Source organism: Bacillus sp. Medicinal_06 (assembly GCF_056711665.1).
This window is the reverse complement of the sequence record NZ_JBWYHD010000002.1, coordinates 338882-365635: the sequence shown is the minus strand read 5'-3', so window position 1 is coordinate 365635 and position 26754 is coordinate 338882. Positions and strand designations below refer to the sequence as shown.

The following is a 26754-nucleotide window of genomic DNA, read 5'->3' as shown; positions in this document are numbered from 1 at the left end:
TCTCTTATTTAAACAAATCCACCTGCTCAATCTTTCTTATTGCCATATATGCGATCAACAGACCAGCACAAGCGGTCATAATCGGAACCACGATAAAACTGAACAATGAAACTTCACCATTCAAGCTAGAAGCAAATAAACAAGTAAGAATAATTGCAGATACAAATGTTGTCCGCACTGAATACTTTTTCATTCCAAAGTAAAGTGGGATTAAACTGATTCCTGTTGATGCTAAAGCATTCAAAAATAATGTAGCTGCGTTCTGAATTAGAATCGCCACCGTTAACGGTTCCATGATTACTGGATGATATACATTTAAAACATAAACGAAACTAAACAGAATAATTTCCGAAATTATCATTGCGCATAGCGTAAACAGAATAATGATAAGAATTTTTGCTGCCATCATTTTTTTCGATTAATCGGATACATAAACATAACTGTCATCGTTTTATTTTGAAACTCTTGAATAATAAATTTTGCAATCAAACTTACTCCAAAAATCATAAATACCGCTCGAGAAAAACGATCAATAAATTGAAAGGCACTTTCATAGGTATCAAGTTCCCCATCAAAAATAATTACTGGAATAAATATAGAAACAATACATATTGCGATGAGTGCCCCTCTAATAGTCGGCCACAACTTAAATTTCATAAGCTCAAGCCTCATTAAATTAAGCATGGATTCCCTCTCCATTTACAAGATTTAAGAAATACTCTTCTAATGAGCTATGCTTTTTATTTATACTTTCAATTTCTATATCATTCATGATCAGCGTTTTAGAAATTGCTTGTTGCGTCTCTGTCATTTCATACACGCGAATGATACTCTCACTCATAATTTTATAGTTTGTTATGCTAAGTTTATTTTCTAAAATATAAGCTGCTCGTTTTACATCTTGAACGTGAATTTCAATATACTCCGTTTGCTTACCATTAATACTTTTCATCGAAACTTCTTTTATCAATTTTCCATTTTGAATCACACCAATCGTATCTGCCATTTGCTCCATTTCTCCTAAAATGTGACTAGAGACTAATAGAGTAATTCCATATTCTTTACAAAGCATTTTAAATAAATCACGTAATTCTCTAATCCCGATTGGATCTAAACCGTTGATTGGTTCATCTAAAATTAATAACTCAGGTTTCGTCAAAATCGCTCTGGCAATTCCTAATCTTTGTTTCATCCCTAGTGAAAAGTCTTTCACCTTTTTATTCTCCACGTTGTGTAAATTGACAAGATCTAATGCATGCTCAATTCCTTTCTTATCGTAGTAACCCATATATTCGCAATGGAGATGTAAATTTTCCTGAGCTGTTAATTTTTCATAAAAAATAGGATACTCTATAATCGTTCCCATGCGTTTTAACACTTCATAAGATGTATCTGTTAACTTCTCACCAAAGATTTCAATATCCCCACTCGTCGGTTTTATTAAATTAGTAATCATCTTCATAATCGTTGTTTTACCAGCACCATTTGGTCCTAAAAACCCGTAAATTTCTCCTTTTTTCACATGCATGTTGACCCCGGAAATTACTTCTTTTCCGTAAAACACTTTTGTTAATTGGTTTGTTTTTAATATATATGTCATACTGTTTCCCCTTTCGCATCATCTTATATTCCTATTATAGTCAATGAATGTCTCTTTTCTCTTACCCATTCCTTACAAATTCCTTAATTCAAAAAAGCTTGTAGAACCCTCTTTTCTACAAGCTAAAATTTCATTTTCTTCAGCACAATTGTAAATACTGTTTTCTCATATGGCTTACTAAAAAGATGAATTTCTCCACCTAACGCTTCCACAAGTCTTTTCGTAATCGTAAGTCCAAGGCCGCTTCCTTGATACAACCTATTTCTCGAATCTTCTAACGTGTACATCCGTTCAAATACTTTATCAATATGAGATTCATCAATTCCCTTCCCGCGGTCCCATACATCAACATACACATACCTATCATCATCTCTTAATGCCATGCCAAGTGTTTTACCATCATATCCGTACGCAATCGCATTGGAGATTAAATTATTTAGCACCCGTCCCAATACTTCAGCATTTCCAAGTGCGTATACATTTTTCTCCGGTATATCGATATGCACCTCAAATCCTTTCGTCGTCAATAAATCATAAAACGATAAAATTCGCTCTCGGCACACTTCATTCATATTCACCTTTGTCATTTCAATTGCTTTATCTCCAGATTCTAATTTTGTCAAATCAAAGAACTTATGAATGAGTTCCATAACTTCTAACGTTTTTATATGTACCTTTTCTAATAATACTTGTTGTTCTTCTTTGTTCATCGTTTTATCTGTATTTAACATTTCTATATACCCAAGAATAACAGTGAGTGGTGTTTTTAAATCATGTGAGATATTAGAAAGCATTTTTCGCATGGAGATCTCTACTTTCGCATGATCGGCATTCGTTTTTTGTTTTGCATCTAATAAATGATTAATCGCTACTAATAATTTTTGTAGTTCTTTCTCATCCGTCATCACTAATAATTTCTCACCTGTTTGTTTTGCTACAATCTCTTGCAACTTTTCATATGTATAACGTAAATTTGCGCTTTTACTTTTCTGCATTCTATATTGAAGGTAAATCACACCTACTAAAATGCAAATAACGATTGTCAAAAGAGTGACCATACTATATCACTTCCAGCTTGTAGCCAATGCCCCATAGTGTTTTAATATACTTTGGATTAGATGGATCATCTTCAATCTTTTCACGCAATCTTCTCATATGAACATTAATTACATTATTATCACCATAATATTCTTCATTCCAAATAAGATTATAGATTTGCGCTTTTGTAAATACACGATTTTGATTCTTCACAAATAATTTTAAAATCTCAAACTCTTTCAAAGTAAGTTTTAACTGTTTTTCTCTTTTTTGCACGATAAAGTTGATCGGATCAATTTTCAAATCACCAATCTTAATTATTTCTTCTTTCTGCTCTGCAGCTGAATACTTTGTCGATCTTCGAATGCTTGCCTTAACCCGTGCTGCCAGTTCAATCATAGAGAATGGTTTACAGATGTAATCGTCTGCCCCGAGGCCTAAACCGATTGCTTTATCCACATCTGTATCTTTTGCAGACATCATTAAGATCGGCACAGCGCTTTTTTCGCGAATGATTCTTACAACCTCTAAACCATCTAGCTTTGGCATCATGATATCGAGAATGATTAAATCAAACCTTTCTTTTGCAAACTTAATAACAGCTTCTTCTCCGTCACAAGCTGTTATGATAACAAATCCTTCTTTGGTTAAATAGTTTTCTACCATCTCACGAATGGATAGATCGTCTTCTACTAGTAAAATATGATGTGGCATGTTTCTATCTCCTTTTTTACAAACATTAACAATTTAATTGTAACTGAAGGAACTAAAACTGAAAAGAATTATTCGAAAATTCAATCCAACTTTCCTTCCTTCCTCAACAATGATATGATAAAATTCACTACTAATATGCACAATTTCACTTTATATAAAGGAGACTTACCATGTCAGAAAATAAAAAAGTAAGCTTAGCTGATTTAATGCGTGAACAACTTGCAAAGAAAAAGCAAGGGAATGGAAATGGCGCAAATGCGAAAAACAAAAGTCAAGCAACGAAAAAACTACAAAACCAGCAAACAAAAAAGCCAAATAACCAACGCAGACGCACAGGTGTGTAAATGAACGGACAAAAACGATCTAATATTTCACCAGGCCTTGAAGTTGACATTGTCTTAAAGAAAGATCAACGTACTGGTACACTCACTCGAGGGATTGTAAAAGACATTTTGACAAACTCGCCATCTCACCCGCACGGCATTAAAGTGCGATTGCAAGATGGACAAGTTGGCAGAGTACAGCATATTGTTCAATAAGAAAAGGAGCTCACTTTGAAATTGAGCTCCTTTTTTCTGTTCGAACCGATATGACGCTATTCTATTTTCATTAGCCTTTCATTTTTTCGATAAAGACTACTTTTAAGTAGTTACCTTCTTTAAATTGATCAATCGTACGGAAATCTTCTGGCAGTGAATGTTCTTCTAATATTTTGTATTTCCCGTTCATTTCTTTAAAAGCGGTGTCGATAAAACCTTTAAACTTTTTCATATCGAACGTACTACAGTTTGTAGAAGCAACAATAATACCGTTATTTTCTGTAATAGCGATTGTTTCTTTTAATAAATTCTTATAATCTTTCGCTGCACTAAATGTATATTTTTTAGAACGTGCAAAGCTCGGAGGATCTAATACGACCATATCAAATTTCATTTGTTTCTTCGCTGCGTATTTAAAATAATGAAATACATCTTCTACGATAATATCTTGTGCTTCGTAATCGATGCCATTTACGCTAAATTGTTCAATTGTTTTACTTAAGCTACGATTTGCAAGGTCAACACTTGTTGTTTTTGTTGCTCCGCCAAGCGCTGCAAATACAGAGAATGCACCTGTATAAGAGAACATATTTAATACTGTTTTTCCCTTCGCATATGTATCACGAATTTGTTTTCGCACGTTACGCTGATCTAAGAATACGCCAACCATTGCTCCGTCATTTAAATACACCGCAAAGTTTACACCGTTCTCTTTCACAATGATTGGGAACTCACCGCGCTCTCCAGCTACAAAGTCGTCATCTTCAATATATTTTCCTTTTGTATCAAAACGCTTCTTCTCATAAATCCCTTTAAAGTTTGTTACTTTTTGAAGTGCACCGACAATTTCATTTCTAAAAGTGTAAATCCCTTCACTATACCAGCTTATTACGTAATAGCCATCATAATAATCAATGATTAAACCACCGAGACCATCGCCTTCACCATTTACAACACGGAATGCTGTTGTATCATTTGATTTATAAAAGCTTTTTCTCTTATGTAACGCTGATTTTATTTTGCTTTCAAAAAAAGATTGGTCAATGCTCTCTTTTTCTTTTCGCGTTAAAATCCAACCGTATCCTTTATTTTGCTTTCCATAGTATCCTTTTCCAAGAAATTGGTTCTTCTCATCGACAATTTTGATGATTTGTCCCTCTTCACGTATATCATGTAAGTTTTGAATTGCATCTTTTAAAATAAGTGGATAACCACTTTTGATTTCTTTTATAAATTTCGGTTTTATCTTTACAGTTACTTCTGATCGCATGTAATGTCTTCCTTTCCATTTGAATGCTTTCTATCAAGTAGGAAGCATTTAAAAAACGAGACCGAAAAAACAGCCTCGTTTCACTATACCATATTATTGCTTTGCGAGTACAACTAGCTCGTCACCCGGCATAACTGTTATATATTTAAATAATGTTGAGAAAGTAAGACTACCATCACTATGACGAATAAATAGTAGTACGTCTTCGGATTCCCTCTCTTCCTTGTTAATTTTTTGTTCTTGCTCTACTTGAATCGTTTTAAACTTATAACCTGATTCCATTTTTCTATTTAGTTCTTCATAAATTTCATCTTCTCCAAATAATAAATGCGCCTTTTTCGAAAGTGAAATACGTTCCTGTGCAATCTTTTCCACATCATGAATCGGTAACAAAAATGTATTATGATGGCCAAACTGTGGTACATACGTGTTTGCTACTAAAACGTTATACGAATCCGTATCTGTAACGGCAATTAAGTATTCATACTGATTCATGTCTACTTCAAATTGCAGTTGTTCTGAGAGCACTTGACCATTATATGTCTTAAGCCCTTTTTCCCTTGCACATTGCAAATGTTCTTCTGATACATCAACGATTAGCGTTGGAATCCCCATCTCCTTACAATGAACACCAAATGCCGCAGAAAATTTACTAGCCCCTGAAATTAAGATTCCTGGTGGCTGTGTATTAGCAAGCCCCAATTTTTTTGCTAGAAATCCGATAGAAAATCCATGAGCACAAACAGTCGTAATAACTAGTGCAAATGTAAGTGCTGTTAATATAGAAGCATCTTGATAGCCTTCTTGTAATAACTCCGTTGCAAAGTAACTTGATACTGTTAATGCTACAATTCCTCTCGGTGCAATCCAGCCAACTAATGCACGTTCTGGTTTTGTTAATTCTGTTCCAATCGTCGATACCCAAATGGATAACGGACGAACAACGAATAACATCATGAGTACAAAACTAATAATTGGCCAACTAAAGATCTCCATAATTGTCGTTCTTGGAAGTGACGCCGTTAAGATGATAAAGACTGTCGATGTTAGTAGTACTGAAATATTTTCATTGAAATGACGAATATCACCAATGGATGAAATATATTTTTTCATACGGGCAAGCGTAATTCCCATTACTGTTACTGCTAACATACCCGTTTCATGCATCACTTCATCTGTAATACCAAAGCATAGTAGTACTGTCACAAGCAGAATCGGTGCCTTTAAATATTCTGGTATTTTCCCTTTTAAAATCATATAACTCATAAATATTCCAAAGATATACCCTAATACCGTTGCAAAGATAGAACCCGCAAAGAAGTACAGCAATGTCTGTAAATGTACACTTTCTTTCGTTAAGAAATTGACAATTTGAAAAGCAAATACAGCAAGCAATGCACCAAATGGGTCTACAATAATACCTTCCCATTTTAAAATGGCTGCGGTTCTTGGTTTTAACTTTGCTTGCCTTAATAATGGAATAATTACTGTTGGTCCTGTTACGATAAACAGTCCTCCAATAATAAAAGCAACTGCCCAGTCTAACCCCGCAACATAATGCGCGGCTAATGACCCTGCAATCCAAGCGATAAACGCTCCAAGTGTAACAATGCGAAACACCGGTTTCGATAATCCTCTAAGTTCACGAATATCTAAACTTAAACTTCCTTCAAATAATATAATTGCTACTGAAAGTGATACGAGCGGGCTAAAAATATCACCGAGTACCTCTTTTGGGTTGATAATACCAAACACAGGACCAATTAATAACCCTGCAATTGCCATTACAACAATAGCAGGAAGCTGATAACGCCACGCTGTCCACTGTGATGCAATTCCTAATGTAACAATAATAACGATACTAAGTAACAATGATTCAACCATAATGCCCTCCTTATTCATAGTATTGCGAAAGCATAGCCTAATCCATACTTTGCATATAGTTCATTTTTGTTTTGTTTTAATAATATATAACCTTATTAACTATTTAGTCAAATGAAAAAGGAGCTTTCCTCTTTCAGGAAAACTCCTCTCACTTACTTCTCTACAACGATGTCTCCCTTTTGAAAAACAGAAACGACATATCCAACAAATATACCAATCATTCCTGGAATGAGCCACCCGATTCCTACACTATAAAGCGGAACTTTTTCTAAAATCGGCGCTAATGCTGCAATTTGAATATGTGCATTATTTAAACCATCAAAGAAGCTAATAACAAACGCTCCTACAATACCACCCACATACATCGCTAGCGGAATACGAATGTAATTTTCAATTAGCGATAATACGATTAACACGATTCCAATTGGATAGATTGCAATTAAAATTGGTAACGCTAATGCATTTAATTGTGTTAAACCTAGATTTGCTACCATAAATGCTAATACGCAGAAGATGAACACAACTTTTTGATAAGAAAGCTTTGATAGTAATGCTGAGAAATATTCTCCACAAGCTGCGACAATCCCAACAGAAGTTGTTAAACATGCAGCTGCAATTGCTAATCCAAGTAGTAGTGTCCCGTAACTTCCGAATAAATGATGAACAACGTTTGTTAAAATAACGCCACCGTTTTCTCCCATACCAAGGGATACACTAGAAGCTCCGAGATAAGCAAGTGCTAAGTAAATAATCAGTAAACCAAGCGCTGCAATAATCCCTGCAACAATTGTTACTTTTGCAATACTTTTCTTGTTTGTAATTCCTTTTCCTTTTAAAGTATTGATCACCACATTTCCGAAAACAAGTGCTGCTAATCCATCTAAAGTTAAATATCCATCAATAAACCCTTTGAAAAGTGGGTCTTTATATGTTTCTGTTGGTGCTCCAAACTCACCCATCGGTGAAATAAGTGCTTTTACTACAATAACTGCAATTATAGCTAATAAAATTGGTGTTAATACTTTTCCAATACGTCCTACTAGTTTCGAAGGATTTAGTGCCAAATAAAAAGTCACTGCAAAGAAAATAAATGTAAACATAACAAGTGGATAACCCGCACCAGCGACTGAATTTGGTAAAAATGGAGCAACTGCCATTTCATAAGCAACAGTTCCTGTACGGGGTACACTAACAAATACACCTAAGCATAAATAAATCGCTACGATAAAAACAAGTGAAAATAACGGATGTACGCGACCTGCGAGTGAGTTGATATCTCCTTTTAAAGCAATGGCGATTACTCCCAGTAAAGGAAGCCCTACACCTGTAATCACAAAACCAAACAATGCAATCCATACATCTGTTCCAGCACCTTGTCCTAATGCTGGCGGGAAAATCATATTACCTGCACCGAAGAATAACGCAAATAACATTAAACTTATCGCAAATATCTCAGATAATTTTAAAGATGATTTCATTTTTTCTCTACCTCCTAAAAAATCATTAAACAGACGAAATATTCAGAAATATAAACTCGTTACATTTCCTCTTTCAATCCTACTTCCCCTATAAAAGAACGCAAAAAACACCCGTCCCTAACAAAGGGACGAGTGTTGAAATCGTGGTTCCACCCTTATTCTAATAAAATGAATCTATAACAAAATAAACTCATTTTATAGCTCGTGTAAATTGATAACGGTTTTATCCGCCAAGAATTACAATGCATCATGCAGTTCACTCTTGAAGTTTAGAGGTGGTAAGTGTATCTTTTCGTATTAGGAAGCTCACAGCCTAAGGCTTCCCTCTCTGAGAATCGTAAAAAATAACTCGTGTCCTCATCATTACTTTTCAAAATATATTGTCGAATCTTGTTGTTTTTTATTATATGGGCTATTTTTAAAAAAATCAACAGTTTTATTTTTTCTGACAAAAAAATAAAAAAAGAGAAAGAGTATACTCTTTCTCCAGGATTTCATAGTTGCTTCAGTAGTTCTTGCAATTCCCTCTCTGTGAGGTTTCGCCACTTTCCAACCTCTAACCTGTCAAGCTTAATATTCATAATGCGTACCCGTTGTAGCTTCGTTACTGTATATCCAAATGCACGGCTCATTCGGCGAATCTGTCTATTCATCCCTTGCGTTAAAACAATTCGAAATATCGAGTGATCTACTCTTGTCACTTCACATGGTTTTGTCATCCCATCTTTAATCTTCACACCGCGGCTCATTCCATCAATAAACCAATCTGTAAACGGCTTATCAACTGTTACAATATATTCTTTTTCATGCTCATGGTCACCGTGTAAGATTTGATTGGCAATTGCCCCGTCATTTGTCAGTAAAATTAGCCCCTCTGACGCTTTATCTAAGCGACCAACTGGAAAGATTCTCTCCGGGTGATTAATATAATCAATGATGTTTCCTTCAATATGTTCCGCAGCCGTACAAGTAATCCCAACAGGTTTATGGAAGGCAATATAGATTTTTTCTTTATCCTCTTTTTCAATCGCTTTACCATCAATCGATACAATATCATCCGTCGTAACAATCGCACCATGCGTACAAATTTCACCGTTAATTGCCACGCGTCCTGCTTTAATGAGACGATCTGTTTCTCGCCTTGAGCAGGAACGTGCTTCGCTTATAAATTGGTTAATTTTCATTGTTTGTTCCTTTTTTCTTATAGATTATCCGAAAAGAAAAAGCATCAATCTCAGACGGTATAATCATGCTGAGATTGACGCTCTCTTACTTCGCAAAAACCACTAAATAAATAACCCCAATCACAAAAAATATGCCGCAACAAGCTAACAATACTTTTGCAAGTTTGTCCATAAACATAATGGTTTACCCCTTTTGCTTGTTTTTTTGCTATTTTAATTCGACAACTGTAACGCCGAGGCCTCCCTCACCCATATCACCATAACGGTAGTTTTTCACGCCGCGATGTTTTTTCAAGTAATCTTGTACACCTTGACGCAGTGCTCCCGTTCCTTTTCCATGAATGATCGATACGCACGGATAGTTTGCAAGCTGTGCATCGTCTAAATACTTTTCTACACGCATCATCGCATTTTCAAATCGTTCACCGCGGAGATCAAGTTCTAAGGAAACATGATAATCTCTTCCCTTAACAGTTGCGACTGCTTTTTTCTCAACCGGTTGTGGTGAGTTAATGTATTCCATATCAGGTTCTTTTACTTTCATTTTTAGAATACCAATTTGGACATTCCATTCATTCTCACTTACTTTTTTCAGCAACTGGCCTTTTTGACCAAATGTTAATACTTTTACTTCATCGCCTGGTCTTAATTGTTGTTTTGGCGCTGTATTTTTCACTTTTACTTTTTGTTTTTTCACAAGCTCTGGCGCTGCCCCTTCTAGACGGCTTTTCGCTTCAATTAACTCGTGATCTTTCACATTTGCAAGCTGCGCTTTACGTAACTGACGAAGTTCGTGAATGATGCCTTCTGCTTCTTTTTTCGCAGCTTCTACTTTTTCTTCGCCCTCTTTTTGCGCTTTTAATAATCTTTCATCGCGCTCATCGTTAAATTCAATAATTTGACGTTGTAATTCACGATGAAGTTTTTCAGATTGTTTACGATGCTCTTCTGCTTCGTTCCATTCGCGCTCTGCATTTTTTTGACTTTCTTCTAGCTTCGCAATCATATTTTCGATTTTATTCGTATCGGTACTAATATGATTACGAGCACGATCAATTACTCGGTCAGATAAACCAAGACGTTTGGAAATTTCAAAAGCGTTACTGCGTCCCGGTACACCTATTAATAACTTATAAGTTGGGCTTAATGTATTTACATCAAACTCCACACTCGCATTAATCACTTGTTCACGATTATAACCATATGCTTTTAGCTCTGGATAATGCGTTGTTGCGACAACACGCGCTCCGCGGTTATATACTTCATCTAAAATAGAAATCGCAAGGGCTGCCCCTTCTTGCGGGTCTGTTCCAGCACCTAATTCATCAAATAATACTAAGCTTTCAAAATCAGCTTTTTCTAAAATATCTACAATGTTCACCATATGTGAGGAGAACGTACTCAAACTTTGTTCAATCGATTGTTCATCACCGATATCAGCAAAGATATTTTTAAACACACAAATCTCTGATTCATCCATTACTGGAATATGAAGACCAGACTGCGCCATTAATACACAAATACCCACTGTTTTTAATGTAACCGTCTTACCACCTGTATTCGGACCTGTAATAACAATTGTTGTGAAGTCTTTACCTAACATAATATCATTTGGCACGATGATTTCTGGATCGATAAGTGGATGACGCGCTTGTCGTAAATCCATATATCGCTCATTATTTACAATTGGCTTCGTTGCTTTAATACGCTTTGCATAAAATGCTTTTGCGAAAATGAAGTCAAGGTTTGCAATAACCTCTACATTTGCTAATACAATATCAGCTTCAACTGCTACTTCTTCTGTTAACATCATTAAGATGCGTTCTACTTCTTGTTTTTCTTTCACACGTGCTTCTTGTAAGGCGTTATTTAGTTCCACAATCACTTGTGGCTCAATAAATAACGTTTGTCCAGACGCTGATTGATCATGGACAATACCGCCATATACACCACGGTATTCCTGTTTCACAGGAATTACGTAGCGATCATTACGGATTGTTACAATTGCATCTGATAACATCTTCTGTGCATTAGAAGACCTCGTCATATTTTCAAGTTTCTCACGAATGCGGCTTTCTGCAGTACGGATTTGGTTACGAATACCACGCAATTTATCACTTGCGCTATCAAGTACTTCGCCACCATCGCCAATACAGCTTGTAATTTTCTTTTCTAAATCATATAAAGATACGATTTGTGCCACATGTGTTTCTAAAATTGGTAGCTCTACACCATTATCAATCATATCTTCAATGAATCGCTTCATTTGGCGACTACCATACATCGTACTTGCGATATCAAGCAGTTCATGTGGGCTTAACATACTGCCAATTTTCGCACGTTTTACATTTGGACGAATATCAAAAATCCCGCCGAGTGGTACATGTCCTTTTAAACGAATGACTTTCGCTGCTTCATCCGTTGTTTCTTGCATTTCTACAATTTCTTCAAAATTTGTACTTGGCATAAGGCTCTTCACTTTATCACGACCAAGCGAAGATGCAACATGCTCAAGTAATTGCTCTTTTACTTTGTTATATTCTAATACACGCAACGTTCGTTCTAACATAGTTGCACGTCCCCCTTGTGTTACTTATTCCGTTTAATAAAATCTAATAAACGTTCAATATCCCATGTATTAATCACGTTATCTTTTTGAATCCAACCTTTACGAGCTGCCGCTACACCTGTTTCCATATCTTCTAACATTTCAAGTGTATGGGCATCCGTATTAATTGCTACTTTTACACCAGCATCTTGTGCTTGTTTTAATAGCTTTGCACTTAAATCTAGACGGTTCGGATTCGCATTTAATTCTAAAACTGTATCAGTTTCTTTTGCGAGTTCAATCAGTAAATCTGTATCTACATCGTACCCTTCGCGGCGTCCAAGAAGACGACCTGTTGGGTGAGCAATCATTGTAACATGCTTATTTTCAATCGCTGTGCGCAAGCGTTTCATAATTGTTTCACGATCTTGTGAGAAGCTAGAGTGGATTGCTCCAATTACATAATCAAGCTCCGCTAATACTTCATCATCAAAATCTAGCGTTGCATCTGGTAAAATATCCATTTCGATTCCGCGTAAAATTGTGATATCTGGGTATTTTTCGTTAATACGCTCAATTTCTTTTCCTTGCTCACGAAGACGTTCTTTCGTTAAACCATTTGCTACTTTCAAGTATTGTGAATGGTCGGTAATTGCCATAAATTTATACCCACGCGCGCGGCATGCCTGTACCATTTCTTCAATCGAAAAAGCACCGTCGCTCCATGTTGTATGCATATGTAAATCACCTTGTATATCAGAGAACTGAATTAAATTCGGATATTCTTTAATTAACTCAATCTCCTTTCCATCTTCACGCACTTCTGGTGGGATGAATGGCAGGCCAAAATGAGCAAAGAATGCCTCTTCTGTTTCAAATGTTTTCACTTCACCTGTTTCTAAGTCTTCCACACCATATTCACTAATTTTTTCACCTTTATCTTTCGCAATTTGGCGCATTCTTACGTTATGATCCTTGGACCCTGTAAAATGATGAAGCGTTGTAATAAATTCTTCAGGTTTTACAAGACGGAAATCAATTGAAATATCGTATTCATATTGAAGACGAACAGATACCTTTGTATCACCACTTGCAATCACTTCAATCATATTATCAAATTGCAATAAATGTTCACGTACTGCTGCTGGATTTTCCGTTGCAATAATGAAATCTAAATCTTTCACTGTTTCGCGAATACGTCGCAAACTCCCAGCGCGAGAAAATCGAACAATTTCCTGGATATTCGACAATTTCTCTTCTATTTCCCCGGCAATAGGCAGGACCATTGCAATCGGTAAACGCTCCGGACGAGAGCCAACTTGAGCGATTGCTTCTAATATTTTCTCTTCCGTTTTCTTACCGAATCCCGCCAGTAGCTGTACTTTATTCTCTTCACACGCTTTTTGCAATGTCTCCATATCAATAACACCAAGTTCTTTGTACAACTTCGCTACTTTCTTGCCGCCAAGCCCTGGCAATTTTAATAATGGTAATAGGCTGCTCGGTACTTCCTTTTCAAGCTCCTCTAATACTTCTGAAGTTCCAGCTTCAATATATTCTTGAATTACCGCCGCTGTTCCTTTTCCGATGCCTGGAATTTTTGTGAAATCTTCAATTTCGGAAAGACTACGATCGTCGCTTTCCAATGCTGCTGCCGCTTTACGAAATGCTGATATTTTAAATGGATTTTCGCCCTTTAGCTCCATAAAAAGGCCGATTGTCTCTAGTAATTTAATCACTTGTTTTTTATTCACTTTCATTCTTGCCCCGCCTTTCTTTCATAGAAAAAAAACTCCTCTTTCCGAAAAAAGAGAAGTTATACTCTGCTACCAGTCTGCCATAGTTCCTTCACCTTTTCAGAAAGAATCGGTGTATCGTCTACAATTATTTTGCTAATTGATGATTTTTGTAATGGTGTTTGTACTTGTTCAATCGGAAGAATTGTTCCAATAATAATTAAGACAAACAAGATAATATACACTTCTAAAAAGCCAAGAAGTGCCCCAGCAAATGCATTTACTTGCTTTAAAACGGGAATTTCTGTAAACATATTCAGGAGATTCCCAAGCAATGAAAGTGCGATTTTTGTAATAATAAACAATACAATAAACGCAATTGCTTGATAGAATACTGCTTCGATATTATTCGCATCAATCCATTCTGGAACAGATACGTTCTTATCAAATGGATACGGAATAAATTTCTCAAGCACTGGCGCTAAATCTTTACAGTACCAGTATGCAACAAGGTATGCGATAATAAAGCTTGTTAACTTTACAAGTTGCAAGACAAACCCTCTTCTTAAACCGAGGAAAAATCCCATAACAAGCAGTACAATGATAATAATATCAATCATGTTATTCCATTCCTTTTTTTGTCATACTTTCTTTCAATTTTTCATGTTCATCTTTTAATTTTATGTAATCGTGTATGACGTTTACCGCCGTCAATACCGCTAGTCTACTCGTATCAAGCGAAGGATTCTTGGCATTGAGTTCGCGCATTTTATCATCCACAATCGCTGCTACCATGCGGATATGACTTGTACTTTCATCGCCAACAACTGAATATTGCTGACCATAGATTTCTACATTAATTCGACTTTTATTTCCCTTTTGTTGTGACAACTCACCGGCCTCCAATCACGTACAGAATCCTAAAGTTTATCATACCATGAACCATCATAATATGGAAACAGAAAGAACAATCCGATATGATAAAAATAACAATATTGAAAAAGGAGCGACTACTTTGTCAAATTCTATCGTAATCCAAACAAATCCTGCAACAATTGAAGACATGAAACAAAAGTATAAACAAGCAATTGCCCCGAAAGTTCCGCAAGGCGGTGTCTTTATGGCAAAACTCCCATCTTGTACCATTACGGCCTATAAATCCGGTAAAGTAATGTTTCAAGGTATTCGTGCTCAGGAAGAAGCAGCACGCTGGCAAGATGTTTCCCAAGCACCAAAATCTCCTGGTAAGAAAACAGTAAATTCGCATCCCTATGCTCCGCCCGCTACCATTGGAACAATGTCTATAGCCGGATCTGATGAAGTTGGTACTGGAGATTACTTCGGCCCCATGACAGTTGTTGCTGTATATGTAGATGCAAAGCAAATTCCTTTATTAAAAGAACTTGGTGTAAAAGACTCTAAAAACTTAAATGATGCACAGATCGCTGAAATTGCAAAGCAGCTGCTTAGCGTTGTTCCTTATAGCTCTCTCGTTTTGCATAATGAAAAATATAACGAAATGTTCGAAAAAGGAAACAATCAAGGTAAATTAAAAGCGCTCTTACACAATAAGGCTCTTACAAATTTACTGGCAAAGATCGCGCCAACAAAGCCTGAAGGCATCCTAATCGACCAATTCACGCAGCCTGATACATATTATAAATACTTGGCAAAGCAAAAGCAGGTACAACGCGAAAACGTGTATTTTGCGACTAAAGGTGAAAGTGTTCATTTAGCAGTTGCCGCAGCTTCCATTTTAGCCCGCTACTCATTCGTAAAACAGTTTAATGAGCTAAGCAAAAAAGCAGGTATGCCACTTCCGAAAGGAGCAGGCAAACAAGTTGATATCGCCGCAGCTAAACTGATTCAAAAACTAGGGAAAGAACGACTTCCTGAGTTTGTGAAACTTCACTTTGCAAATACAGAAAAAGCATTTCGTTTATTGAAAAAATAACTATTTTTTAGTATCGACAATATATAAATGAACTAAACAAGGCGAAAAGAATCCGTATTTCTTTTCGCCTTGTTTTTTGTTATAATTTAAATATACAGAAATTTCATTTTATTAAAATTCAATTCTTTACACACTCATTATAAAACTATACAAAAGAGGGGATTACTTTGTTATTACTACAAATGATTTTGAATGTTTTAATAGGTAAACCACATGAAAAACAAAGCAGGATTAGAGAAAATATCCGATTATTAAACGAAGAACCAAAGTTTAATGAATTAATAGAACGGTATGGCAGATCTATCCTATTAAAATTTCGAGTTCGCAAATATATTGGTACTTATGATGCTTACGAATTGATTCATACCCCTAAAAAACTTGAACAATTTTGTAAAGAGCTTGAGAAAATGGTTTCAAAATGACAATACCTATAATAAGTCAGAGATAGGAATATTCACCTAAAAAAGAGCAACTATTGAATCACTTTACAATAAAATTGTGAAAGAAATTGAAAATAAGAAAAATAAAACCGTATAAAAAGAGTAGTCATCTTGACTACTCTTTTTATACGGTTAACTACGCTTTTGTCTCTTATTTGATGAAGGCACTTTAAAGGAACCAGTTTCGTGCGTTGTAGTTCCTTGCCCTTCAACTTGCGAGGAACCAAGGCTTGCTCTAGAAGGATCTTTTTTTACTTTTTTACCCATTTCATTCACCCCTTTTTGTTACTTTTTACTTAGAAATAAGAAAGTATACAGCACAAAAAAGAGAGAGGATTTTCCTCTCTCTTTTTGCATATCTTAAAACTCTGAAGAACCTGGAGTTCTTGGGAATGGAATTACGTCACGGATGTTTGCCATACCAGTGATATACATTAGGAAACGTTCGAAACCTAGACCAAATCCAGCATGTTTTGTACCGCCGTATTTTCTAAGTTCTAAGTACCACCAGTAGTCTTCTTCATTCATGCCTAATTCTTTAATTCTGTCTACTAAAACGTCCATTCTTTCTTCACGTTGGCTTCCGCCGATTAATTCGCCGATGCCAGGAACTAGAAGGTCAGTAGCAGCTACTGTTTTACCGTCATCGTTCATACGCATGTAGAATGCTTTAATGTCTTTTGGATAGTCTGTTACGAATACAGGACGTTTAAAGATTTCTTCTGATAAGTATCTTTCGTGCTCTGTTTGTAAGTCAATACCCCATTCTACTGGGTATTTGAAGTCTGCATCTGATTCTTGAAGCACTTTAATTGCTTCTGTATATGTGATACGACCGAAGTCAGAGTTAATTACGTTGTTCATGCGCTCAAGAACTGTTTTATCAACAAAGCTGTTGAAGAATTCCATTTCTTCTGGTGCATGCTCTAGTACGTATTTCATTGCATATTTTAGCATATCTTCTGTAAGATCCATTACATCTTCAAGTTCAGCGAATGCAATCTCAGGCTCAACCATCCAGAACTCAGCAGCGTGGCGAGTTGTGTTTGAGTTTTCAGCACGGAATGTAGGTCCGAATGTGTATACATCACGGAACGCTAATGCATAAGCTTCAGCATTAAGTTGTCCACTTACTGTTAAGTTTGTTTCTTTACCGAAGAAGTCTTTTGATTCATCAACTTGTCCTTCTTCATTTTTTGGTAAGTTGTTCAGATCTTGCGTTGTTACGCGGAACATTTCGCCCGCACCTTCTGTATCACTACCAGTGATAATTGGTGTGTGAACATGTACGAAACCACGCTCTTGGAAGAACTGGTGAATCGCAAACGCTGCGATAGAACGTACGCGGAATGTTGCAGAGAATGCATTTGTTCTTGGACGTAAATGAGCGATTGTACGTAAATATTCAAACGTATGACGTTTCTTTTGAAGTGGGTAATCAGAATCTGATAAGCCCTCGATATCGATTTTTTCTGCTTTAATTTCAAATGGTTGTTTTGCCCCTGGTGTTGCAACTAGCTTACCTTCTACTTTAATAGAGGAGCTAAGCGGAAGCTTCGCAATTTCTTTAAAATTATCTAATTCTGTATCGAAAACGATTTGAACGCTTTTGAAAAAGCTACCATCGTTTAATTCGATAAAACCGAATACTTTTGAATCACGTAAGTTACGAATCCAACCTGATACTTGTACTGTTTGATCTACATATTTATCTGTATCTCTATACAGACTTTTTACTAATGTGTTTTCCATAGTGAATTTCTCCTTTGCTGATATATTTAAATACAAAAAAACCTTTCATCCATAAAGGGACGAAAGGTTAAACTTCGCGGTACCACCCAATTTGTCATAAAGACCAACTTTAACTCGTATGTAATACATACTTCCCGGTTTGTAACAGGCCGGATTCCCGTCTAAGTCTACTCTTGAATACAAGTTTCAATTTCGGTTAGCAACTCCAAGGTGTTCTTCACATATACCGCCTCATCAGGCTCTCACCGTCCCTGACTCGCTATGGATTATAGTATATACTACTTTTCCTTATCATCGTCTTTCATTTTGTTAAACTAAAATTAATGTACTACATTCGAGAGAAAGATGCAAGATGTCTTTAAACGTCTTACCACTCACGCCATTCTTCTGTTATATCTTCGTCTACTTCTAAACCAGCTATTGCCGCTGCTTCTGTAATAAACTCATATAATTCTTCCCGCTCTAACGTCTCAATAAAATAATCGTATTTTTCATTTAATTCATTTAGTGCAACTACCACATTCTCTACGCATTTCATAATCTCTTGTTCCGCTGGCTGCTCACCAACATTTTGTAAATCTCTTACATAATGATTTAAAACATTTGCGGTTTCTTTAATGTTTTCATCCGTGAAAATATCGTCTCCTTCATTCATTCTATCAGTCCAGTTAATTGTTGGCTGATGCTTTGCTAATTCTTCAAGTTTCATCATATCCCTCCGCTAAATCAAACTTAAATTCCTTTTCTGTGCAATCTTCGAATAATAAACCACATCTTAAAAAATAGTTCACGCTTCTTTTATAATACATCCTGTATCAATGTAAAAGGCTTTACCTGTATGTGCTTCAATCATCTTCACATGCCCATTAGTCTTCGGAAAGGCAGGCATATAGCACGCATGATAGCTTGTCACGTCTTCTTCAACTTCTTTTCCCCATGAAAACTCCATATCTACAGCGTTCATGACAATTTCTTTTGCTTCTTCAATTGAAATATTTGGTTCTAGAGAAATACCTACAATTTCCTTTTCATCAAAGTCACATGCTTGAAAACGAATGATATTTCCGGATTCTTTCCCTACGTTAATTGTCATACTATACACATCTACTTTGACATCATTATAAATATGTTGAAAATAAAAAACATACTCCGATTCGTATTCATCCCCTTCTTCCCACATAAGGTGATGAGATGGATGGCTTTTCTCCATCATAAATCTATCATTTGCATCTGGATAACGAGCAAATAAAAACTGTAGCGCTCTCTCTTTCGCTTTTTCTTCTGTCAATGCTTCTTTATTCTGTTTATATTGTTCATTATTCACTATACTCATATATTGTCCAGTCTCTTTATCTAAGCAAACTTGAATCACCTGCGACGATAGTTCCTCTTCTCTTCGGACGATATGTTGAACCTGCTCTTTTCTCGCCCACAATTCTATAACCTTATCATCCATTGTATTTGTATGAAACTTTATATGTTTATCACTTAATCCAATGAGCTCATGAATCCCATCTTTTTGCTCTGTACGTTTTTCTATTTTTTCATATTGTGGAATAAATCCATCATAATTTTCTATTGTTTGTATTTCTCCATGCGGTCCAATGTGAAACACATAGTCTTTCGGTACATATACAAGATGATATGTATCATCACTGTTTGCAAATGTTTCTTTATCAGCCTTTGAGATCATTAATTCAAACTCCAAGTTTTCCATATACTTCGCTTTCGCATCTTCTTTTGAAATTGGATTTTCCGGATAATAAATTTGATATTCATCTACCTGACAAAGAAGCTGATACATACGACCATCTTTTGTCATATCAATCGTTATACCAGAATTCGGTAAAAACAACCCAAGTTTCTCATCTTTCTTTTCATAAACAATGTGATACATCATATCAAATTCAATTATATATGCAAAAAGAACGGACTGTATGAGATGCGGGGTAAACATATTTATAAAAGATTGTACTTTTTCATATATTTCAACATGGGATAATTGGTTATCTTCTACTTCCTCTAACTCTATATACGATTGAAAATAATCTATTTCTCTATTTTCATTCAATCCATAACACGCTATTATCTGCTCTGTATTTTTCTCACCAATCTCAAATATATTCTCTTCATTTTCTAAAGCAACTGTGCATAATTCTACATGTTCGTTCACTTTTAAATATGGCTTTAATTGTTCAGCTATTTTCTTCATAAATCCCCTCCGTCAAACTAAATATTTATTCCTAATTATAGACAATACACGATGAAAAGATATTTCTTTTTCTTCTATATAAAAATAATTCGTTTTTAAATATACTGCTAGATTCCTGTTACAAACATATCCCTTTTAAAGAATCAGCTGCTCTCTCAATCTTGTGCATAACAAAATATCGTAGTCAAAAACAAATAAAAAAAGCAGCCAAACGGCTGCTTTTTTTATATTACTTACGTAACTCCGCACCAAATTTCTCTTCCACCGCTGTTAATACACGGTTATGTGCTTCTGTTACTTCTTCGTCTGTTAATGTACGTTCTGGATCGAAGTAATTCATAGAGAATGCAAGTGATTTCTTGCCTTCTTCCATTTTTTCACCTTCGTATAAATCGAATAGTGTTACTTCTTTTAGAAGTTCTCCACCAGCTTCCGCAATTACTTGCTTCATTTCGCCAGCTTTTACTTCTTTAGCCACTACAACCGCCATATCACGTGTCATAGATGGGAAACGTGGAATTGCTGAGTAGTAAGTTTCCTCTACGTCTGCACCGAATACTTTTACAAGAGATAGTTCAAATACAAATGTATCTTTCACATCTAATTGTTTTTGTGCTTCTGGATGCAACTGACCGATGAAACCAATTACTTCTCCGTCTAATAAGATATCAGCTGTACGTCCTGGATGCATACCTTCACGTTTTGCTGGAGCATACGTGATGCTATTCGCAACGCCAAGTACATCAAATAATCCTTCTAACACACCTTTAACAACGAAGAAGTCTACAACTTTCTTCTCACCTTGCCATGCATGGTGAAGTGCAAGACCTGTCATAACACCAGCAAGATGTTGTTCTTCTTTCGGAAGTTCTCCTTCTGCTGTTGGTAAGAAGATAGAACCTACTTCGTATAATGCAACACTGTCGTTTTTACGAGCGTTGTTATATGAAACTGCTTCTAGTAATTGTGGTACTAAGCTTAAACGAAGTTGGCTGCGCTCTTCACTCATTGGAAGTGCAAGGTTAACAGGCGCTTTTTGGTTTGGCTCAACCATATATTGTTTCGCTTTGTCCGCGCTTGTTAATGAATACGTAATCGCTTCATATAAACCAGCACCTTCTAATACGCGACGTACTTTACGACGTTTTGTTTGTGCCGCTGTTAATTTACCACGCGTCATTGTACCAGTTGGTAATGTAACCGGAATATGATCGTATCCGTATAGACGACCTACTTCTTCTACTAAGTCTTCTGCAATTGTAATATCAGGGCGACGTGCTGGGACATTCACATTGAATGTTCCTTCTACTTCTGTGAATGGGAACTTCAAGTTTGTGAAGATTGTACCCATTTCACTAGCAGAGATTTCTGTACCTAATACACGGTTTACTTTTTCAGCTGTAACGGATACCGTACGCTCTTGTACTTGTAAGTTATCAACTTCTACTACACCTTCAAGTGCTTCGCCACCAGCGTATTTCGCCATTAAAGCAGCTGCATGTTGAATCGCTTCGAATGTACGTGTTGGATCAATTCCTTTTTCGAAACGTGCACTTGATTCACTGCGAAGACCTAAGTCTTTTGATGTGCGGCGCACTGTTTGACCTTCAAAGTATGCAGATTCGATTAGAACGTTTACTGTATCGTTATCAACTTCTGATTCAGCTCCGCCCATTACACCAGCAACAGCTAATGCTTTTGTTCCGTTTGTAATAGCTAGGTGATGCGCTTGTAATGTACGCTCTTGATCATCTAATGTTTGAATCTTCTCGCCTTCTTTTGCAAGACGAACAACGATTTCTTTTGAACCTAATTTATCATAGTCAAACGCGTGTAATGGTTGACCATATTCAATTAAAATGTAGTTTGTAATATCAACTACGTTGCTAATTGGGCGAATGCCAGCTGCCATAAGGCGCGTTTGCATCCACATTGGTGATGGGCCGACTTTTACGTTTTTCACCATTTTCGCAATGTATAATGGGTTTTGCCCAGTTGCTTCTACACTTACAGAAATATAATCAGAAGTTTTTTCTGCTGATTCTTGTAAATCTACAGCTGGAAGCTTCACTTCACGGCCATAAATAGCAGCTACTTCATATGCAACACCTAACATGTTTAAGCAATCCGCACGGTTTGGAGTTAAACCAAGTTCTAGTACTTCATCATGTAAGTTTAAGATTTCAAGCGCATCTGCACCAACTTCAGCGTCACTTGGGAAGATAAAGATACCGTCTGCATATTCTTTCGCAACTAGTTTTCCGTCAATGCCAAGCTCTTGCAGGGCACAAACCATACCGTGAGAAGCTTCCCCGCGTAATTTTGCTTTTTTAATTTTGAAGTTACCAGGAAGAACAGCGCCAACTTTTGCAACTGGTACTTTTAATCCTTTTGCAATGTTAGGAGCACCGCAAATAATTTGTACTGGTTCTTCTTCACCGATGTCGATCAGACATTTACTTAATTTATCAGCTTCTGGGTGTTTTTCACATTCCAATACGTGACCAACAACAACACCTTTTACACCTTTGTTTAATACTTCAACGCCTTCTACTTCAATACCACTTTTCGTGATTTTATCTGCTAGTTCTTGTGCCGTTACATCTTTAATATCTACATACTCTTGTAACCAACGATATGATACGAACATATTTATCCTCTCCTTCCCTTACGCTCGTTTGAATTGTTGTAAGAAACGTACATCATTTGTATAGAAATGACGAATGTCATCAACGCCGTATTTCAACATTGCAATACGCTCTGCACCCATACCGAATGCGAAACCTTGATATTCTTTTGAATCATAGCCAGCCATTTCAAGTACGTTCGGATGAACCATACCCGCTCCTAAAATTTCAATCCAGCCAGTTCCTTTACATGTGCCGCAACCTTTTCCGTGACACATCATACAAGAAATATCCATCTCAACAGATGGCTCTGTGAATGGGAAGAAACTTGGACGAAGACGAATTTCACGATCTTCACCGAACATCTTTTTCACGAATACTTGCAGTGTACCTTTTAAGTCACTCATGCGAATGTTTTTGTCGATGACAAGACCTTCAATTTGCATGAACTGGTGTGAATGCGTTGCATCGTCATCATCACGGCGATACACTTTACCTGGGCAAATAATTTTAATTGGACCTTTTTCTTTATTATTTTCCATTGTTCTTGCTTGCACAGAAGATGTATGTGTGCGTAGTAATGTTTCTTCTGTAATGTAGAAAGTATCTTGCATATCACGCGCTGGGTGATCTTTTGGTAAGTTTAATGCTTCAAAGTTGTAATAGTCTTTCTCTACTTCTGTTCCTTCAGCTACTTCATACCCCATCCCGATAAATACATCTTCAATTTGTTCAACAACAGCTGTTAACGGATGGTGGCAACCTGTTTCTACAGGACGACCTGGTAATGTAACATCAATTGTTTCAGAAGCTAATTTTGCTTCGATTACTGCTTTTTCGATATTGTTAATTTTTTCTTCTAAACGCGTTTGAATTGCTTCACGCACTTCATTTACTAAAGCTCCCATACGTGGACGCTCTTCTGGAGATAATTTTCCCATGCCGCGTAATACTTCTGTAATCGGACCTTTTTTTCCTAAATACGCTACGCGTACATCGTTTAAGCCCTTTAGCTCTTTCGCTTCTTCAATCAGCTCTAACGCTTTTTGCTTTAGCTCTTTTAAACGTGCTTCCATTTGGAACCCTCCTAATTTTAAAAATAAAAAAACCTCGCTCCCTAAAAAGGGACGAGGTAAATTCGCGGTACCACCCTAAATTGACAGAACAAGTCTGCCCACTCAATTCATTATAACGGTCAGCTTTGACCGGAACGCCTTTACATATCAATGGTCCTGGCGTCAACTCCAGAGGTGAATTCACTTCCGTCTACCATAAGAATGCTTTCAGTCTACGGCACTCTCTCCCTATATGGCGATTTTGCAAGCTACTCTTCTCTATCAACGTTTTTCATTATTTTACTTTTATTATCTGTTCATTATGAACATGTACTTCAACTTATTATAAGAAGTTTTTTACCTGTTCGCAACTGGGCTTTGTAAATAATACGTTAAAATCCCTGCAGCAACCGCAACATTTAACGATTCTGCCCCGCCGTAAATCGGAATATACAAGTTTTGATCACATTTTGTAAGAATTTCTTGGCGCACACCATTTCCTTCGTTTCCTACAATTAATGCAAAACTTCCTTTCGGCGTTACTTCACCATATGGAACTCCGTTTTCAAGAGCTGTTCCGTATACAGGAACATTCTTTTCTTGTAACTTATCTACCCATTCTTCTAAGTTCCCTTTTACAATCGGTAAATGGAAGATAGAACCTTGTGTAGAACGAAGTACTTTACTATTATAAGCATCGACGCACCCTTCTCCAAGCACAACGGCATGAATACCAGCTGCATCAGCTGTACGAATAATTGTCCCTAAATTACCTGGGTCTTGTAGGCCATCTAATAATAAAAATTTCCCATCTGTAAGAGCGATTTCTTTCTCATGCTTCTCACAAACAGCAAATACACCTTGCGTCGTTTCTGTTTCACGAAGTACTTTTACAATTGCTTCCGGCACAATATACATTTCAACATCCGTAACCGCCCAATCTTTTGGAAGATCTGTCTGATCTGAGACAATAAGTTCTGTGACAACCCCTGCCTTTAAAGCTTCCTCGACTAAGTGGAATCCTTCTACAAAGAATAGGCCTTTTTTATCGCGCTCTTTTTTCGTCTGCAGCTTTTTCCACTGCTTTACGCGCGGATTTTGTACTGAATCAATGTTTTTCATAATATGTATTCCCTCTCTTCTTGTCTTCTCATTATAGCCTATTTTTCATACATATTTACATAAAAAAAAACAAAAACTAATGTCAGTTTCAATTCAGAAGAAGAGGTGAAAGTAATGAACTTTAATCTACGCGGCGCCGTATTAGCAAACGTTGCAGGAAATACACAAGGCGAATTACAAGAGACAATTGTAGAAGCAATTCAAAGCGGTGAAGAAAAAATGCTTCCAGGGCTTGGTGTTTTATTTGAAGTCATTTGGCAAAATGCCGACGAAAATGGAAAACATGAAATGTTAGAAACACTTGAGCAAGGGCTAAAAAAGTAAAGAATTAAAAATCACCTTGGCATGAGCTAGGGTGATTTTTATGTGCATAAAAAATTCTCTCCTCCTAAACATTTCTACTTTACTAACACAGCGTGATGGAGTACAATGTTCAAAATACATTTAAACCTATCGATTTTCTTTATATATATCAATAGATAAAAGGAGTGAATGTTTTATGCACCGTATTACGCTTGAACAAATTTTTCAACATCATATCACACAAAAATATGTCAACCGTTCTGGAATGGTCCATGCGATCGCCGTCGCTTACCATGCGTTTCACTTAGCTAAAAAACATCACGCCTCAGTTGATGCGGCAACAAAGGCTGGTTTTCTTCATGACATAGGACATCATACATGGTACACAGGCGGTGAATGGGACTATGATTTGTATAAAAAGAATGATATACATGCAATTAAAGGGGCAGAACGAGCTCACAAATTGCTTATTAGATTAGGTGAACATCCTAAGCTTGCAAAAGAAATTTCTATCGCCATTCTTCTTCATACGGATTCTTTCTTAGTAAAACAAGAAATTGAAAGAACACCTCTACAAAATATTATTAAATGGGCGGACGAAGCAGACGAAGAACCGAGCGGAGCACATCACTACCGAACAATTTCTTATGAAAAAGCATTGAAAGCCATTCAGCAATTAGATCGAATGGTAGAGCGTGAATTACAAGTGCAGCAAGCAAAATCTAACAAAAAAGCAGAACAAGTCTACCAATGAAAAAGAGGCATCGCTACAAAGTGATACCTCTTTTATTATTTTACAATGACTTCAAAAGCTTGCTCTTTTAGCACTTTCCGATAATCTGTTTTCTTTTCTCCTTCTTTACCTGATGTGACTGTCGGAGTAAACATAATTGTTGTAACACTATCGTCTAATTTTTTCAATATGATTCCAAATTGCTAGTAATATATCATCCATACATTCTTCATGTACGCTTTCTAAAGAAGATAAATGTTTTCGAATAACACTTTGCTTTTCATTTGTCGCTATACCTTTTGTTTTCTGGGAAATGGGGATTGATGGTGAGAAGGTCTTACCCATTCCAACTGTCCTGTATTGGGTTCTTTTCGCGTTAGCTGGTTTGTTCGCAGGTATAAGTGGAATACGTAACAAAACGATTAGTATTCGCAATATGGGAATGATTATTTTTACTGTAGGGATACTGGGAGCCATTTTCTATCAATTAATGTCTATACCTGATTCATTCTCCATTCCAGGATAATGTAATTTTCTCATTTTAATATCAAAACAAAAAAGCAGA

General features: G+C 36.4%; 27 protein-coding genes, 1 pseudogene and 3 other annotated features. Of the genes and pseudogenes, 7 read left to right on the top strand and 21 right to left on the bottom strand.

Annotated elements, in window-relative coordinates; all coding sequences use genetic code 11:
* Positions 1 to 4: 4 nt before the first annotated feature.
* From AC1M36_RS05510 to AC1M36_RS05490, 5 genes are all read right to left on the bottom strand, one after another.
* On the bottom strand, positions 5 to 406 hold the full coding sequence (locus AC1M36_RS05510; RefSeq protein WP_479845638.1) for an ABC transporter permease: 402 nt from the start codon (positions 404 to 406) through the stop codon (positions 5 to 7).
* Entirely contained in the window at positions 406 to 657 is a 252-nt protein-coding gene (locus tag AC1M36_RS05505) for a hypothetical protein (RefSeq protein ID WP_479845637.1), read from the bottom strand. The genes AC1M36_RS05510 and AC1M36_RS05505 overlap by 1 nt, the downstream gene beginning before the upstream one ends.
* A gap of 19 nt (positions 658 to 676) precedes the next feature.
* The gene (locus tag AC1M36_RS05500; RefSeq protein ID WP_336450302.1) at positions 677 to 1600 is read right to left on the bottom strand and encodes an ABC transporter ATP-binding protein; all 924 of its coding nucleotides are present in this window, start codon (positions 1598 to 1600) and stop codon (positions 677 to 679) included.
* Between the two features lie 122 nt (positions 1601 to 1722).
* A complete protein-coding gene (locus AC1M36_RS05495) occupies positions 1723 to 2658 on the bottom strand; it encodes a HAMP domain-containing histidine kinase (protein WP_336450303.1) in 936 nt (311 codons plus the stop codon).
* A gap of 1 nt (position 2659) precedes the next feature.
* Positions 2660 to 3352 carry a response regulator transcription factor gene (locus AC1M36_RS05490; RefSeq protein WP_479845636.1) on the bottom strand — a complete coding sequence of 231 codons (693 nt, stop codon included), beginning with the start codon at positions 3350 to 3352 and terminating at the stop codon, positions 2660 to 2662.
* A gap of 170 nt (positions 3353 to 3522) precedes the next feature.
* Between AC1M36_RS05490 and AC1M36_RS05485 the strand changes: the two genes are divergently transcribed.
* Positions 3523 to 3696 carry a hypothetical protein gene (locus AC1M36_RS05485; protein WP_336450305.1) on the top strand — a complete coding sequence of 58 codons (174 nt, stop codon included), beginning with the start codon at positions 3523 to 3525 and terminating at the stop codon, positions 3694 to 3696.
* The gene (locus AC1M36_RS05480) at positions 3697 to 3891 is read left to right on the top strand and encodes a YwbE family protein (protein ID WP_336450306.1); all 195 of its coding nucleotides are present in this window, start codon (positions 3697 to 3699) and stop codon (positions 3889 to 3891) included.
* Positions 3892 to 3961: 70 nt separating this feature from the next.
* Here the strand turns inward: AC1M36_RS05480 and AC1M36_RS05475 are convergent, their stop codons facing one another.
* From AC1M36_RS05475 to zapA, 8 genes are all read right to left on the bottom strand, one after another.
* Positions 3962 to 5161 carry a class I SAM-dependent rRNA methyltransferase gene (locus AC1M36_RS05475; protein ID WP_336450307.1) on the bottom strand — a complete coding sequence of 400 codons (1200 nt, stop codon included), beginning with the start codon at positions 5159 to 5161 and terminating at the stop codon, positions 3962 to 3964.
* 93 nt (positions 5162 to 5254) lie between these two features.
* Complete coding sequence (locus tag AC1M36_RS05470; protein ID WP_479845635.1) at positions 5255 to 7045, bottom strand: cation:proton antiporter; 1791 nt, start codon at positions 7043 to 7045, stop codon at positions 5255 to 5257.
* Between the two features lie 152 nt (positions 7046 to 7197).
* A complete protein-coding gene (gene brnQ6, locus AC1M36_RS05465) occupies positions 7198 to 8523 on the bottom strand; it encodes a branched-chain amino acid transport system II carrier protein BrnQ6 (protein WP_479845634.1) in 1326 nt (441 codons plus the stop codon).
* A 121-nt stretch (positions 8524 to 8644) separates the two neighbouring features.
* Positions 8645 to 8896, bottom strand: a binding site (T-box leader).
* A gap of 121 nt (positions 8897 to 9017) precedes the next feature.
* Positions 9018 to 9707: a 23S rRNA pseudouridine(2604) synthase RluF gene (locus tag AC1M36_RS05460; protein ID WP_336450310.1), complete on the bottom strand. Its 690-nt coding sequence runs from the start codon at positions 9705 to 9707 to the stop codon at positions 9018 to 9020.
* A gap of 208 nt (positions 9708 to 9915) precedes the next feature.
* Positions 9916 to 12276, bottom strand: a complete 2361-nt coding sequence (locus AC1M36_RS05455; RefSeq protein WP_479845633.1) for an endonuclease MutS2 — start codon at positions 12274 to 12276, stop codon at positions 9916 to 9918.
* Positions 12277 to 12296: 20 nt separating this feature from the next.
* Positions 12297 to 14015 carry a DNA polymerase/3'-5' exonuclease PolX gene (gene polX / locus AC1M36_RS05450; protein ID WP_479845632.1) on the bottom strand — a complete coding sequence of 573 codons (1719 nt, stop codon included), beginning with the start codon at positions 14013 to 14015 and terminating at the stop codon, positions 12297 to 12299.
* Between the two features lie 56 nt (positions 14016 to 14071).
* A complete protein-coding gene (locus tag AC1M36_RS05445) occupies positions 14072 to 14611 on the bottom strand; it encodes a CvpA family protein (RefSeq protein ID WP_336450313.1) in 540 nt (179 codons plus the stop codon).
* A 1-nt stretch (position 14612) separates the two neighbouring features.
* Positions 14613 to 14882 carry a cell division protein ZapA gene (zapA, locus tag AC1M36_RS05440; RefSeq protein WP_000082702.1) on the bottom strand — a complete coding sequence of 90 codons (270 nt, stop codon included), beginning with the start codon at positions 14880 to 14882 and terminating at the stop codon, positions 14613 to 14615.
* A gap of 124 nt (positions 14883 to 15006) precedes the next feature.
* On the opposite strand from zapA, the gene rnhC reads away from it, so the two are divergent.
* On the top strand, positions 15007 to 15945 hold the full coding sequence (gene rnhC / locus AC1M36_RS05435) for a ribonuclease HIII (RefSeq protein ID WP_336450314.1): 939 nt from the start codon (positions 15007 to 15009) through the stop codon (positions 15943 to 15945).
* A gap of 167 nt (positions 15946 to 16112) precedes the next feature.
* Positions 16113 to 16367, top strand: coding sequence for a hypothetical protein (locus tag AC1M36_RS05430; protein WP_336450315.1), 255 nt, complete (start codon positions 16113 to 16115; stop codon positions 16365 to 16367).
* A 150-nt stretch (positions 16368 to 16517) separates the two neighbouring features.
* On the opposite strand, the gene AC1M36_RS05425 is transcribed toward AC1M36_RS05430, so the two are convergent.
* The 7 genes from AC1M36_RS05425 to AC1M36_RS05395 all read right to left on the bottom strand — a co-directional run bounded on the left by AC1M36_RS05425 (position 16518) and on the right by AC1M36_RS05395 (position 25153).
* Positions 16518 to 16652: a YuzL family protein gene (locus AC1M36_RS05425; protein WP_174098783.1), complete on the bottom strand. Its 135-nt coding sequence runs from the start codon at positions 16650 to 16652 to the stop codon at positions 16518 to 16520.
* 93 nt (positions 16653 to 16745) lie between these two features.
* Positions 16746 to 18137 (bottom strand): asparagine--tRNA ligase, encoded by a 1392-nt coding sequence (gene asnS, locus AC1M36_RS05420; RefSeq protein WP_336450316.1) that lies wholly within the window; start codon positions 18135 to 18137, stop codon positions 16746 to 16748.
* Between the two features lie 52 nt (positions 18138 to 18189).
* Positions 18190 to 18441, bottom strand: a binding site (T-box leader).
* Positions 18442 to 18504: 63 nt separating this feature from the next.
* Positions 18505 to 18846 carry a hypothetical protein gene (locus tag AC1M36_RS05415; protein ID WP_336450317.1) on the bottom strand — a complete coding sequence of 114 codons (342 nt, stop codon included), beginning with the start codon at positions 18844 to 18846 and terminating at the stop codon, positions 18505 to 18507.
* 78 nt (positions 18847 to 18924) lie between these two features.
* Positions 18925 to 20349 carry a YcdB/YcdC domain-containing protein gene (locus tag AC1M36_RS05410; protein ID WP_479845631.1) on the bottom strand — a complete coding sequence of 475 codons (1425 nt, stop codon included), beginning with the start codon at positions 20347 to 20349 and terminating at the stop codon, positions 18925 to 18927.
* A 229-nt stretch (positions 20350 to 20578) separates the two neighbouring features.
* Complete coding sequence (gene pheT, locus AC1M36_RS05405) at positions 20579 to 22999, bottom strand: phenylalanine--tRNA ligase subunit beta (RefSeq protein ID WP_479845630.1); 2421 nt, start codon at positions 22997 to 22999, stop codon at positions 20579 to 20581.
* A gap of 18 nt (positions 23000 to 23017) precedes the next feature.
* Complete coding sequence (gene pheS / locus AC1M36_RS05400; RefSeq protein ID WP_174098778.1) at positions 23018 to 24052, bottom strand: phenylalanine--tRNA ligase subunit alpha; 1035 nt, start codon at positions 24050 to 24052, stop codon at positions 23018 to 23020.
* A 44-nt stretch (positions 24053 to 24096) separates the two neighbouring features.
* Positions 24097 to 24326, bottom strand: a binding site (T-box leader).
* Positions 24327 to 24388: 62 nt separating this feature from the next.
* Entirely contained in the window at positions 24389 to 25153 is a 765-nt protein-coding gene (locus AC1M36_RS05395) for a TrmH family RNA methyltransferase (protein ID WP_336450320.1), read from the bottom strand.
* A gap of 114 nt (positions 25154 to 25267) precedes the next feature.
* Here AC1M36_RS05395 and sspI point away from each other — a divergent pair, with 114 nt between their 5' ends.
* Entirely contained in the window at positions 25268 to 25477 is a 210-nt protein-coding gene (gene sspI, locus AC1M36_RS05390) for a small acid-soluble spore protein SspI (RefSeq protein WP_017153966.1), read from the top strand.
* A 175-nt stretch (positions 25478 to 25652) separates the two neighbouring features.
* Positions 25653 to 26210, top strand: coding sequence for an HD domain-containing protein (locus tag AC1M36_RS05385; RefSeq protein WP_336450321.1), 558 nt, complete (start codon positions 25653 to 25655; stop codon positions 26208 to 26210).
* Between the two features lie 35 nt (positions 26211 to 26245).
* On the opposite strand, the pseudogene AC1M36_RS05380 reads toward AC1M36_RS05385, so the two are convergent.
* Positions 26246 to 26374: pseudogene (locus AC1M36_RS05380) on the bottom strand (DUF4179 domain-containing protein); the annotation flags it as partial.
* Positions 26375 to 26400: 26 nt separating this feature from the next.
* Here AC1M36_RS05380 and AC1M36_RS05375 point away from each other — a divergent pair.
* A complete protein-coding gene (locus AC1M36_RS05375; protein WP_336450628.1) occupies positions 26401 to 26715 on the top strand; it encodes a DNA-binding protein in 315 nt (104 codons plus the stop codon).
* Positions 26716 to 26754: the final 39 nt, after the last annotated feature.